The sequence below is a fragment of the Paenibacillus sp. RU5M genome, from assembly GCF_900221055.1.
GTDB lineage: Bacteria > Bacillota > Bacilli > Paenibacillales > Paenibacillaceae > Paenibacillus > Paenibacillus marchantiae.
Map to the genome: position 1 here is coordinate 69,375 of NZ_OBQM01000002.1, position 12,985 is coordinate 82,359.

The window sequence follows — 12,985 nt, forward strand, 5'->3', positions numbered from 1 at the left end:
GTCTCCTTTTTGAGCATGTTAAATCTTTTGTTAATGGATTATTGTCTTGTCAGAATCCTGGGTTATTTACCCGGCTCATCTTATTTCAGTGCCGTAACCACTTCTTCACTGGAGCGAATCCGACCCAATCTAGGGAAAATGGTTTTACAAACGTAGTCATGCTCTTCCTTGGTTGCAGCTGTCATTGCATCTTCTACAAAAATCTGTTGATAACCGTGCTGATAAGCTTCTCTGGCTGTAGTATCTACACCGATTGACGTAGAAACGCCACATAATACAATGGTATCTATTCCCCGACGTCGCAACTGGAGGTCGAGATCCGTACCGAAGAAAGCACCCCATTGACGTTTGGCAACCGTATGATAAGGAGTATGGGCAGTCATTTCAGGCACAAATTGATCCCAGTCTGCGCTAAACTGAATCGCTCCCCGTTCCATATCCGTCTTTGGTTTCAACATGTCTTTTCCATCGACTGAAGAGACTTTTACAAGCACCACAAAAGCTCCCTTTTCCGTGAAAGCCTGTGCTAACTTGGCCGCATTCTGCACCACCTGCTCACCTGTATGTGGAGACTGTAGCGGGCTATTTACAATCCCCTTTTGCAAATCAATCACGACTAGCGCTGTTTTTTCAGCTGTAAGCTGTTCAGCTTCTGCTTTTTTCAAGTTTTCCATGATCTTCTCTCCCAATCGTTTCAAGTTTTTTGTATACCTTAAAATACACCCAGCCAGCATTAATCAATATCAATGCACTGGTAATCAAGAACACATATCGTATTCCCATCCAGGCAGCCACTTGTCCGCCTAAAACAGCACCGCCGAATACTCCCAGATATCCTGCTGACATGTTAAAACCGAACATTCTACCAGTCAGGGAAGCTGGTGTAATTTTTTTGATCAGAGTATTCACCGAAGGAATTAGCCCAGCTGCCGCCAATCCCAATAAGAAACGCAGGCCCATCAACTGCCACGGACTCGTTACAAACGCCTGTGCTATGAAGAGAATTCCGGCAGCTAAAAGAGCAACCAATATGACCTTCTGTGCACCTATTTGGTCCGAAAGCTTACCCAGTCTTGGCGCAGCAATGAGATTGGCCAATCCTGATGCCGAGAACACGATTCCAGCCAACAGAGCAACATGCGAAGTGTTACCGGAAAGCTGCGTAATATATACGGTAATGATAGGCTCCACCGAATATAAGGCCACAGTGAGTACAAAAAAAGTAACAAACAAGTTAATCGTCAGACTTTTCTCGGGCACTTTTCGCCATACTTCCCTAAGACCAAGCACCACCTTGTCCTCTCGCGTGAACGATTCCTTCACAAATAAGGCGGTCGTAATAAAGGCAATCATCATCAGCCCACCCGTTATAAAAAACGAATTTTGGAGCCCCCAATTTACCCCTATGAATCCACCAATTGTTGGACCGATTAAGGAACCTGCGATGTTGGCGGTTGAAAGTGTTCCCAAAGCATAGCCCGCATGTTTGGAATCGGTTTGGGTCGCTATCAGCGTTGTACAGGCGGTGCTATATCCTGTGATGACACCCTGTAGCAGCCGAAGTCCAATGAGCATATACACATTTGTTGAGAACCCCATACAACCTACCACTACAGCCATCCCCAAACTGGCTCGAAGTAGCATTGGTTTTCTCCCCCATCGGTCGGCAGCCGCTCCCCATATGGGGGAGAAAATGGCGGAAAGTATAAACGTGATGCCAAAGGCAATTCCGGAGAATTGGGCAATCGCTGCTGAGTCATTCACACCAAGCTGCTTGATGTACAGCGGCAAAATCGGTGCGATCTGACTCATGCCTACTCCGGTCACAAACATTCCGAACCAGCATACAATCAAATTTCTTTTCCACAGCGGCATATCAACAAGCCTTCCTCCCGCTTCAGAATCATATCCTCATCTTAGCGATCAGAACGGCTATGCACCATGCATTATGTTAAACTCCATGGACATTTTTGCTGTAAAATTCCGTTGGACTCATGCCTTCCAATTGTTTAAATAGCCTACTAAAATAGAATTCATCCGTGTAACCGAGTACCTGCGCCACCTCTTTAACTTTGTTGTTTCCTTCCAAAATGATCTCTTTTGCTTTATCCATCTTCAGTTTGTTAAAAAATTCTATGATGGAGTATCCTGTAATCTCTTTGAAAGCTCTTGATAAATACGGGGCTGATAACTGCACGAGCTCAGATAGTTCGGTCAAGGTGACTTTACGATGCAAATGTTGATTCATATAGTTGATGATCTTTTCCACTTTCAAGGATGTCGCATAATTACGATGCCGCTTTTTTATATTTTGGCCAATCGCGATAATTAATTGCTGTAGTAAAGACTTGGTGCTAAACTCATAACCCGGTAGTTTTGTATGCCAGGTGTCCACCATATGTTTAAATACTTCTTCCAATTGATAATAATCCTGTAATTGCTGGACAGCTGGTAAGGGAAACATCTCGACGTCCTCGTTTACAGTCCATGTATTGTCATTCTGCTCGATCCGGACATAACTGAAGTGAACCGAAAAAAAACTTATGGGATTCTTAAAGTCATTCTCTATCAAGTGAGGCACATCCGGTTGAAGGTAGATCAGGACGCCTTCCTGAATGGTATGTCTTTTACTCTCAATGGTAATCTCCGCTTTGCCGCCTGTAATAAAAATGAGTTCATGATGCTGAAGCGTTCGCACCCCTTTATTGGAAAATGTCCGAAGTTCATTCGGCTTCCTTGAGTTGCAGTATAAAATATGAAAAAAAAGCTGTTCTATATTCATAGTTCCCTCCACGCACATATCGTTCTTGCTGTCTCATTCGCTCTTCCGGTTCACCTGTTCAGGATTTCCAAAGAGTGGCATGTTTAGTATACAGGGATTTCAGCTGAAGATGGTTTTTCAGTTGATTCATTCAATCCTGTTTGTGACGAAGATAAACCTAAAAGAACAAAAAAACAAGCTGTCTCCAATACAAATGGAGCTCAGCTTGTTTCCTGACTTATTTATTCTCATTGCGTGTTAGTAAATCAAGTAATATTCAAGCCACCACTTGCATAGCCGACAACGGTATTCACAAGTGTGAGTCCGGCAGCTGTCGCCGAGAACACCAGCAACAGACGTGTCTGTGCAGTCACCGGGATAGCCAATCCGGTTGTTATACCATTGGAGATGGTGCCCAATGCGATAATACCTGTAAGTGGAGGTGCCAGCGTCACGACAGCTCCAGGAACAGCCGTAAATGCATTGTCTGGCGTAGGCGAGCTGAACAGTTGTGCTGTGATGGTTACCGTTGAACCGACTAATGACAAGGCTGCGGTTGTGCTAAAGTACGCAGCAATGGAAGTTATAACGCCATCCCTTGGAGCTGAAAATGCAAAGTTAATGAGTGGGCCAACTACTGACCCTGTTAAATCAATGGTGCCCCCGACCAAGCTTATTCCCGTTGCCGAGCTACCGAAACCAATCAGGCTTGTAGTACCAACCAATCCACCAACGAGTGTTGTCAAAATGGCTGGACCACCAGAAGCAAACGGAATGATGGCTCCCGAACCTGTAGCTCCCGTTACGCCAGTAACACCAGTTACTCCGGCCAATCCCGTAGCTCCTGTTATACCAGTAACCCCAGCTACTCCTGTCGCTCCTGTATCACCGGTCACTCCAGTGACACCGGCTATTCCTGTCGCTCCTGTGACACCAGTGGCTCCGGCCAATCCTGCGGCTCCCGTATCACCAGTCACACCGGTGACTCCAGCTACTCCTGTCGCTCCAGTCACACCAGTAGCTCCGGCCAATCCTGCGGCTCCCGTATCACCGGTAACACCAGTAACCCCGGCTGTTCCTGTCGCTCCAGTCACACCAGTGGCTCCGGCCAATCCTGCGGCTCCCGTAGCACCCGTTACTCCCGTCGCACCCGCCACTCCAGGATCACCCGTAGCTCCGGTTACGCCTGGATCACCTGTGGCTCCCGTAACGCCCGCTGCACCGACAGCTCCAGTCGCACCCGTTACGCCTGCCGCTCCTGCAGTTCCTGTCGCTCCAGTCACTCCGGTGGCTCCAGTTGCACCACCTGCTGGACCTGCTGCACCCGTGGCTCCGGTTGCACCCGTAACTCCGTTCAGACCAGCTGCACCTGCTGGACCTTGGCTACCCGCCGGACCGATCGGACCAATGGGTCCCGCAGGCCCAGGGTTACCCTGCGATCCCGCTGGACCTACCGTTCCTTGAGGACCAGCAACACCTTGAGATCCGGCCGGACCGGCGGGTCCTGCTGGTCCAGCGGGTCCAGCAGGACCCGGAATTCCTGAGTTTCTAAGTGCGTTGGCAAGAGCTACCTCTACTGCTCTGATGGCAATGACCAATTGATCTTTGTCCGCAGAATGGATGCATTCCTGTAAAACAACAGACAACAGCGTATCAAGCAACTGCTGCAAGTTGGTGCCTACGCTTATTGGAGAGAATGGGATGACCTCCGCTGAAGCAATGGAAAGTTCCAAGGCAGCTTCCAAGCTGGCCTTGTTTCCTTTCTTTAATTTCAAATGATGAACCAAAGCCAGCAATTTGCGCAGAATTTCAATCAAAACAGAAACATTAACCTGAGTTGGATTAGCAAATACCTGTACTATGGCAGCTTTCAATTCGCCAATTAATTTGAGGAGTAAATGGGCTTCTTCCCCAATACCTGTGAGATGTGATTCTCCTCCACCTTTTCTAAAGCCGCTTCCGCCGTGCACACTGCGTTTCTTGTACTTCATCTTCCATAATCTCCTCCTTGGGAGCCCTGTTAATGTCCGCAGGTCGGGCGAACATCACTTGCTTGATGTCAACAATATATTACCAACATCAAATTTTGTGATGAATTCATCTAAAATTATTGCAATTTAATTAATTCAATTTGTTAAACGACCATCTTTGTGCATCCGTACCGTTATCATTCCATTGCTGGATTGCAGCTCCATCCGCCGTTGAAGAGCTCGAAACATCTACCGCCAATCCATTCACCTTGGAAATGATTTTATAGAAACCGTTACCCGCATCCTGGATGCTCCACCTTTGGGCGTTAGAGCCATTATCATCCCATTGCTGGAGCTGTACGCCGGGTGATGCTGTTGAGTTAGGCACATCCAGAACTTTTCCACTGTGAACCGCCGTGAGTTTATAGAAACCATCCCCTGTGCTGTCGACCCTGAACGTTTGGTTGCTCGCACTGTAGTTGGTCCATTGTTGTACTTTGGCTCCGCTTGCCGTGGATACATCCACAATATCCAACACTTTACCGCTTGCTTTGGAACCGATCGTATAGAGACCCCCGCTGACAATGTTCGGTGTACTCGCTGCTTGATATACCCGCACATAATCCACCAGCATTTGTGATGGGAAAGGTGTCGCATTATTAGGGCTGCCAGGCCAATTCCCACCCACAGCCATATTCAAGAGGAGGAAAAACGGACGTTGGAACTCCTCCGTGTTGCCTGTTCCATTTTCGATGTAAAACTCATTGAACTGTTTGCCATCCACAAACCATCTTATATATTTGGAATCCCATTCGATGCTGTATACATGAAATTGGGAAAAATCAAGATTCTCCGATATCTTTCCATAATCGGCATGCCCGTTAGCATCCCAGTGTACGGTACCGTTTACAAAAGCATTGTTGTTGACCCGCTCCATAATGTCGATCTCTCCGCTCTTAGGCCAGCCGACGGAATTAATGTTGCTTCCCAACATCCAAAAAGCAGGCCACAGCCCCTGACCGGACGGCAGCTTGATGCGTGCTTCAACTTTCCCGTAAGTAAAATCCTTCAAGCCTTGGGTTTTGATTCGTGCGGAGGTATAGCTGCTGCCATTGTAATTTTCTTTGCGTGCAGTGATGACCAGATTGCCACCTGTAACTTGCAGGTTCTCGGTGCGATTCGTATAATACTGCAATTCATTATTTCCCCATCCGCCGCTGCCGGTACCAATCTCTGCAGACCAATTCGACGTATTCAGAGAACTTCCATTGAATTCGTCACTCCACACCAGATTCCAATTGGTCGCTGCGTTTGTCGTCGTGCCAGGCAGTAAAGCGATTAGGAAACTGAACAGCACCAGCGTACTTACGATTTTTCTTTTTCTCAACAATCTTTTCCCTCCCCATATTAACGGACTGATTCTGAACGGGGATACCCCATTTTTCTCAATCCGTAACAACGTTTACATTAAATGTATTCTGTCTGCAACTGGATTATTTCTAACAGCGAACAGGATATTCCATGGACAAGACGGCATTTGAAGTATTTTATCAGGCCTGTGCGAATGAACGGTTCATACCTTGTGACCTTTAATATATTAGGGACATGGCAAATGGTTTGTTCTCAACGTGAGGAAGGAGTAAGCGGTATGAGCAGGCAAGTAATCATTAATGCGGATGATTTCGGGCTGTCGCCCGGCGTTAATCAGGGGATTATTCAAGCATATCAGGCTGGTGGAATTACGAGTACTTCGATGATGGTGAATATGCCGGGCTTTGATCATGCACTGAGTTTAGCCCGATCGCTGCCGGACCTCGGAATCGGATTGCATTTTAACCTGACTTACGGGAGACCCGTATCCGATCCGGCCATCGTGCCTTCTTTGGTGAATCCTGACGGTGCTTTTCATCAAGGCCAGTGTGGATTAATACGAGATTTCACTGATATTACCAAAGAACTCGATGCTCAATGGAACGTTTTGGCCCAAGCGTCACTTTCCCCTACACATCTCGATTCCCATCAGCTGCTTCATCAAAACGATCCCATCATATTCCAAATCATGGCGGAGAAAGCTGTCCGGGAAAACATCCCGCTTCGGCGATCTCAGGTCCGGCATGCAAGCCCTATGCCAGCCCCTCGGATGACGGATACGATTCTGCTGGATACTTACGGAGATCATGAGGGTTTGCAGCGATTGCTACAACATTTATCTAAGCTCCCAGATGGCATTACCGAGATTGTATGTCATCCCGGATATGTCGATGGTGCTCTGCGTAAAATTTCCAACTGGCTGGACATCCGCGAGCATGAGCTTGCAGTATTTGTCAATCAGGATGTTCCCCGAACGATACAGGCTCTGGGCATTATGCCAATAAACTACAAAGCGGTGATGGATACCACGGAAGAACCATGCGAACTGCCACCAATACAAATGACATCACTTCTCAAACCAGTAGAAAAAAGACGGCCTCGTCATATGCGGCAGCGCTTGTTGAAGCGGCAGCGTTTGGCGAAAGTACATCGCTTGTCCAAAAAACGAAGAACACTCCGTCGATCTTCTTCAACCCGTAAACGAGTGTAATCCATTACAGAATCGCACAAAGAATAGGACTATAACCAGTACATATTACTGTTGGTTATAGCCCTTCGATCTCATCTCTTAATCCAGTTCTAATTTAAATACGACGGGTGAGAAGCTATGCACGTTCCTTGTCGTTATCGTCAAGGACTCTTCCGTCCTGCTCCATTCCGGTTCTTCGTCAAAGCCCAATACCTGAATGTCCCTGATCAGTCCATGGAAATGATGAGAATTCTCCTTCAGCGAACGAATATGAACGATTCCGTTCTCCGGGTAAGCCATAACCGTGGCATAAAGGCAGCTTTCTTTTACAGTGAAACGAATGTCTTCACTTGTGAAGATCTTGGTCTCTCCATCTGTAAATTGTCCTTCCTTCACCTCGGTCGGCCCTTCCCCATACGTCCGCCAGAATGTCGTGTCATAAATCGCCTCGCCATTCACTTCTAGCCATTGACCTATGGCAAGCAAAATATCCCTGTCTTCATTCGGGATACTTCCATCTGCCTTTGGTCCAACATTCAGCAGCAGGCTGCCATTTTTACTCACAATATCGACGAGGTCCCTGATGATCTCATCCGCTGTTTTATAGTTGTTGTTTTCTGTATAACACCATGAATTCTTTGCTACAGCGGTATCTGTTTGCCAGAAATACGGTTTCAGATCGGCGAATTGCCCACGCTCCACATCCGGAACGGCACAACCGAGCATAAAGGCATCATGTTTGTAGTTAATCGCTACGGGAATGCCCCACTCTTGACCTTTGTTATAGTAGTAGGCGCTGAACTTTTTCAAGTAAGGTTTGAACGCTGCCGTCTGGATCCACCAGTCAAAATAAAAAATGCTCGGCTGGTATTGATCCACCAGTTCACAGCAACGAAGCAGCCAATCTTCCAGATATTCATCCGTTGGAGGTGAGCCGTATAAATCCTGATGATCCGGTTCAGGCATGGCGGGCCAGTAGAAATCACCTCGTCTGAGCGGCTCCTTGACATCTGAATCGAAGCTTTTTCCATGGGACATGAAAAACCAATGTTCAGCACGGTGTGACGAGACACACAAAGTAAGTCCCTGCTTCTCATACGCGACCTTCATCTCACCCAACAGATCCCGTTTGGGTCCCATTTCAACTGTGTTATAGTGAGAGATGGAGCTTTTGTACATTTGAAAGCCATCATGGTGCTCAGCTACAGGCATCACATAACGGGCTCCTGCCTTTTTAAAAAGCACGGCCCACTCATCTGCGTCAAACTTCTCTGCAAGAAACATCGGAATAAAATCTTTATAGCCAAAATCCTTCGGATGACCATAAACGCGAAGGTGATGTTCATAAGCTTTGGAGCCCTCAATATACATATTTCGTGAATACCATTCACTGTCATAAGCCGGGATCGAGTACAGACCCCAATGAATGAAAATACCGAACTTGGCGTTCTTGTACCACTCGGGAACCTCGAATGCGCTAAGTGAATTCCAGCTGTCCTTATACTTTCCTTCGGCAATGGTCTTTTCGATCTGTTGCAAATATTCATTTTTATCCAGCATTGTTCTCATTCGATTCTCATCCCTTCCGTTATCGGCTGCACTTGTATTGTAGTAGCTGGTTGAGCAGATAGACATGCAGAACGTTAACTTTAGGATGGACAATAATAACCTTTGTAGGGAGTTGAGGATAATGAACCATAAGACGTTGCTCACAAACCACTTATCCAATCTGCAGGTTGATTTGTTCATGGTCAACTTCAATCGCTGCGATACGGATTGGCGAGACCTCGATTACACACCCGATTACAGCAAATTTTATTTGATCTGTGAAGGCGAGGGCTGGCTCAAGATCGGCGATCAGGAGTATTATCCTGCACCGGGACAGCTTTTTTTGATGCCAGAGGGGGTCACGCAGTCTTATTCTGCCATCAGTGATCGTCCTTTTCTCAAATACTGGTGTCATTTCAGCGCGAAGGTTGGAGGCATCAACCTATTTCAAATTCTGAATTTCCCCCACTTCTGTTCATCGGATCGGCCCGAGCTTATACAGGAAATATTCAACAGCATTCTTGATTACGCCCGATCAGGTGAAGTCTATGCGCATATGATGGCAAAAAGTAAATTAATAGAATTGTTGTCCCACTACATTATGCATCTGGATCTGGAACAGATCTGTTATACAAATATACCTGTTATGGAGAAAATATCTGCAATACTGGCCTATATTGATTCCAACATTGAAGAAAATATTTCTGTCCGGGATCTGGCTCAGATTGCCTACATGCATCCAAATTATTTCATTCGTTTCTTCAAACAGCACATCGGCGTTCCCCCCATCCACTACATTGCCAGCAAAAAAATGGATAAGGCAAAAGAACTTCTGACCTGTACGCCAAAAACAGTCACAGCAATTGCCGAGCACCTTGGGTATAGTGACTTATATTATTTCTCAAGGCAATTTAAAAAGCATACAGGTCTGAATCCAACGGAGTATCGCAAACAAATCATGGTATGAGGAACACCAAATCTAGCGATCCAAAGAGTACAGACTCACTGGATGCAATATAAAAAGGCGATACTCAGAGTTAATTCTCTGAGTATCGCCTTTTTTCACTACAACATTATTATCCTTGGTTAATCAAAATGGACAAAGCACTTTTGGATTCGAGTTGGAAACTTAACAATTCTTCTTCTCTTAGCTGAACCTGCACATTTCCTGTTTCTTCTCCGTCATTGAAAAGCACGAGAGCAATCGAACCATCCGTATTTTTGAAGGCTACGGAACGAATGGATGCCTCATTGGAGGACGAGTCAATGCGTACGGCTTTGGGACGAATCAATGCACTGAAATGAGCCAGAGCATAATAGTCCAGTGTATAGGTAAGCTCTTTCGTTTGCTGGTTAACCTTCACAATGCCGCGGCACGTACTTTTCCCGAAGCCAGGAACGGTAGGACCGTTGTTCTCATCCAGTGCCATATTCCAGAGCACAAAAGATTTGCTGTAATTGCGAAGAATCTCAATACCCGTTCTGATCACATTGGAGAAAGCTTGTTCGAATGGAGGGATCCATTCTCCTCCTGATCCTTCGGTGAAGTGTACCTCTTTACCGGCAACAGCTTCATACACCTTTGTTTGTGCCGAGGATTCGCCCCCATACCAGTGCCAAGCGACTCCATCTACCTCTTCTGCCGCCTCATCAAGTACTGTCAGCGGGTAATCAGGACGATCCCAGTTGTGATCATAACAGAGGATTTTGGACTGAATGTCATTTTTGACCAAAGCCGGCTTGAGATGATTTTTGATAAAGTCTGCTTGCGCTTCAGCTGGCATCAACATGCCGGGATAATGACCTGGTTCATAAAGTGCTTCATTCTGTGGTGTTACTGCATGGATAGGCAATCCATGTGATGTGTAGGCTTGGATATATTTCACAAAGTATTCCGCATACGCCGGATACCACTCATTTTTCAGTTGACCTGTAATCATCGAGCCGCTTGTTTTCATCCAGCCCGGAGCGCTCCAAGGTGAAGCGAATAGCTTCAGCTCAGGATTGAGCTCCAAAGCCTTTTGAGTCAAAGGAATAACATCTGCTTCATCATGTGCAATGCTGAACCCGGATAATTCCGGGTCCGTTTGATTTTCTGGCAGATCATTATAGCTGTATACCGTTCTGGCATAGTCTGAAGCTCCCATCGGATTGCGGATGACCGATAATCCAATGCCTTCCTCGGGATGGAACAACCGAGTCATGACTTCCGCTCTCTGCTCATCGCTTAATACCTGGTTAATCAGATAGGCAGATGAGTCGGTAAAAGAAGCCCCAAAACCATCCATTTCCTGATACGTTTGCTGATCATCTAGAAGGATAGTCGTTGTTTCCTTGGCGGAGTCCTGCGATTTCAATTGATCCTGGGACACAGATACAAACAATGCATCTTCTCCCGTGGATTTGTACATTTTGAATTTCGTCATATGCTTTCCCTCCACATTCCTCTTATTGGATACCCAATTTCTCTTTATTCTGTTTCATTTTCTCACTACGGACCTTCAGGATATCATCCCAACGGTTTTCACCTAAAAATGACTTGTAAGCGGCGAGCGCATTGTCAAAAGAGGCATCATCTTTGGCACGTACCATGCTTACCAGGGTTGAATTCCACTTGGCGTTGATCGCCGACAACGCACGTGCTTCAGGTGTTCCTTGATTCGGACTAATATTCTCCAGAATGAAGTGTGGTTTCAGTTTGCCTTTGCCCCACTCTTGCATTTGTTTAATCGCTTCCGGGAAAGCATCTGCACTCAGTGCTTTGTAACGGTCATGGCCAAAGAACATGAATTCGCCCATCCGGTATTCCTTCTTGAATTTGTCCGCATTATGAAGTTGCAGGTCTTTCACAGCTGGCATCAACTCAACCGTACCATCTGCATTCTTTTTATACGTCTCGCCTTCAATACCATAGTTCATCAGAAGCTGACCTTCTTCACTTAGCAGGTACGTAAAGATTTGAATCGCTTTGGCTGGATCTTTGGCGTCCTTGGAGATGAAGTTGATCATCCAGCCTGTAATACCGGATTGATTAAGTGTCGGTGCATTACCTTTGGTGCTTTGTGGTCCATCAACGGCAACATACTCTTTGCCTTCATTGGCACTCAGATAAATTTGCAGATTTCCTCCCTGTTGAGGTGTACCATCCAGCAGCATCGTTGCATATTTTCCGGATTTCACTTTTTCCTCAAAGGCCGTACCATCATCAGCAAAGCTGTCATCACTGATATTTCCGTCTCTGTATACCTTATTTAAAGTCTTCAGCCATGTAAGATAATCTTCATCCTGATTGCGATCATAGAATTCTCCATTTGCAGTTTCAAGCGGCACGCCAATGAAGTCTTGCAACACGTCTCCGAGTGAACCTGTTCCTTCACCGATAGAGTTAAAACCAAATGGAATCAGTGTTGGGAACTTTTCCTTGATCTGTTTCATCACACTTTCGAATTCCTCTGGTGTTCCCATGACAGGACTTCCCAAAGCTTCGTATACATCTTTACGGATGATAAATGCCGTTTTGGCTGGGATGTTGCCGCTATCATAATCGGCTTGCGTATTGGAGTAGTTTGGATAGCCATACGTCTTGCCATCAGCCTGCTGGAACCAGTTCAGGGTATCGGCAGCTGCGACTTTGTTGAAGTATGGATCATATTTCTCCGCAAGATCATTCAGCGGCATAGCCCAGGTTGCGGCTTTTTGCACCACAGGAGAGTTAGAGTCAAATACTGTCAGCAGGTCAGGCATATCTCCACCGGCAAAGAACGTATTTAACTTCGTATCATCACCTGTAATGAATTTGATATTGATGTTCAGATCTTCCTTGATCTTTTTGGTTACAATGTCTTTGCCGAAATCCGTGTTCCACCAGTCGGCATTAACGTACCAAGTTAGGTCTGTAGCTTCTTCCTTTTTATCCAGCTGCCAAGCTGGTTTTTCAGGATCGACTGTATAGCGATCTTCAATGGAAACCCAGTTTCCTTCGCTCGAACCCCCTGATCCACTACTGCAGCCTGTAATCATGATCACCGCTGTCAGCAATGCCGCGCACAGTTTAACTCCTTTTTTGCCTGCTGCCTTATTCATCTTGAACATATTGTTTCCTCCTTAAAGTTAGGTGAGAAATATTGAATAGAGCGAACTTTCTAA

The 12,985-nt window shown here is 46.1% G+C and carries 10 protein-coding genes; 2 read left to right on the forward strand and 8 right to left on the reverse strand.

The window, feature by feature from the left end:
- Positions 1-80: 80 nt before the first annotated feature.
- The 5 genes from CRO25_RS06170 to CRO25_RS06190 form a co-directional block, all read right to left on the reverse strand.
- Positions 81-674 (reverse strand): hydrolase, encoded by a 594-nt coding sequence (locus CRO25_RS06170; protein WP_063565215.1) that lies wholly within the window; start codon positions 672-674, stop codon positions 81-83.
- Positions 646-1,875, reverse strand: coding sequence for a multidrug efflux MFS transporter (locus tag CRO25_RS06175; RefSeq protein WP_072732703.1), 1,230 nt, complete (start codon positions 1,873-1,875; stop codon positions 646-648). The genes CRO25_RS06170 and CRO25_RS06175 overlap by 29 nt, the downstream gene beginning before the upstream one ends.
- A gap of 76 nt (positions 1,876-1,951) precedes the next feature.
- A complete protein-coding gene (locus tag CRO25_RS06180) occupies positions 1,952-2,698 on the reverse strand; it encodes an AraC family transcriptional regulator (protein WP_256863589.1) in 747 nt (248 codons plus the stop codon).
- Between the two features lie 329 nt (positions 2,699-3,027).
- Positions 3,028-4,752: an exosporium glycoprotein BclB-related protein gene (locus CRO25_RS06185; protein ID WP_079694352.1), complete on the reverse strand. Its 1,725-nt coding sequence runs from the start codon at positions 4,750-4,752 to the stop codon at positions 3,028-3,030.
- 130 nt (positions 4,753-4,882) lie between these two features.
- Entirely contained in the window at positions 4,883-6,121 is a 1,239-nt protein-coding gene (locus tag CRO25_RS06190) for an RICIN domain-containing protein (protein WP_063563599.1), read from the reverse strand.
- A 258-nt stretch (positions 6,122-6,379) separates the two neighbouring features.
- Between CRO25_RS06190 and CRO25_RS06195 the strand changes: the two genes are divergently transcribed.
- On the forward strand, positions 6,380-7,312 hold the full coding sequence (locus CRO25_RS06195) for a carbohydrate deacetylase (protein ID WP_179132098.1): 933 nt from the start codon (positions 6,380-6,382) through the stop codon (positions 7,310-7,312).
- A 78-nt stretch (positions 7,313-7,390) separates the two neighbouring features.
- Here CRO25_RS06195 and CRO25_RS06200 read toward each other — a convergent pair whose 3' ends face one another.
- The gene (locus tag CRO25_RS06200) at positions 7,391-8,851 is read right to left on the reverse strand and encodes an alpha-L-fucosidase (protein ID WP_372828761.1); all 1,461 of its coding nucleotides are present in this window, start codon (positions 8,849-8,851) and stop codon (positions 7,391-7,393) included.
- Positions 8,852-8,981: 130 nt separating this feature from the next.
- Here CRO25_RS06200 and CRO25_RS06205 point away from each other — a divergent pair, with 130 nt between their 5' ends.
- A complete protein-coding gene (locus CRO25_RS06205) occupies positions 8,982-9,806 on the forward strand; it encodes an AraC family transcriptional regulator (RefSeq protein WP_079694354.1) in 825 nt (274 codons plus the stop codon).
- 109 nt (positions 9,807-9,915) lie between these two features.
- Here CRO25_RS06205 and CRO25_RS06210 read toward each other — a convergent pair whose 3' ends face one another.
- Both CRO25_RS06210 and CRO25_RS06215 read right to left on the reverse strand, forming a co-directional pair.
- Positions 9,916-11,265: a glycoside hydrolase family 30 beta sandwich domain-containing protein gene (locus CRO25_RS06210; protein ID WP_079694355.1), complete on the reverse strand. Its 1,350-nt coding sequence runs from the start codon at positions 11,263-11,265 to the stop codon at positions 9,916-9,918.
- A gap of 22 nt (positions 11,266-11,287) precedes the next feature.
- Positions 11,288-12,931: a sugar ABC transporter substrate-binding protein gene (locus CRO25_RS06215; protein WP_072732697.1), complete on the reverse strand. Its 1,644-nt coding sequence runs from the start codon at positions 12,929-12,931 to the stop codon at positions 11,288-11,290.
- Positions 12,932-12,985: the final 54 nt, after the last annotated feature.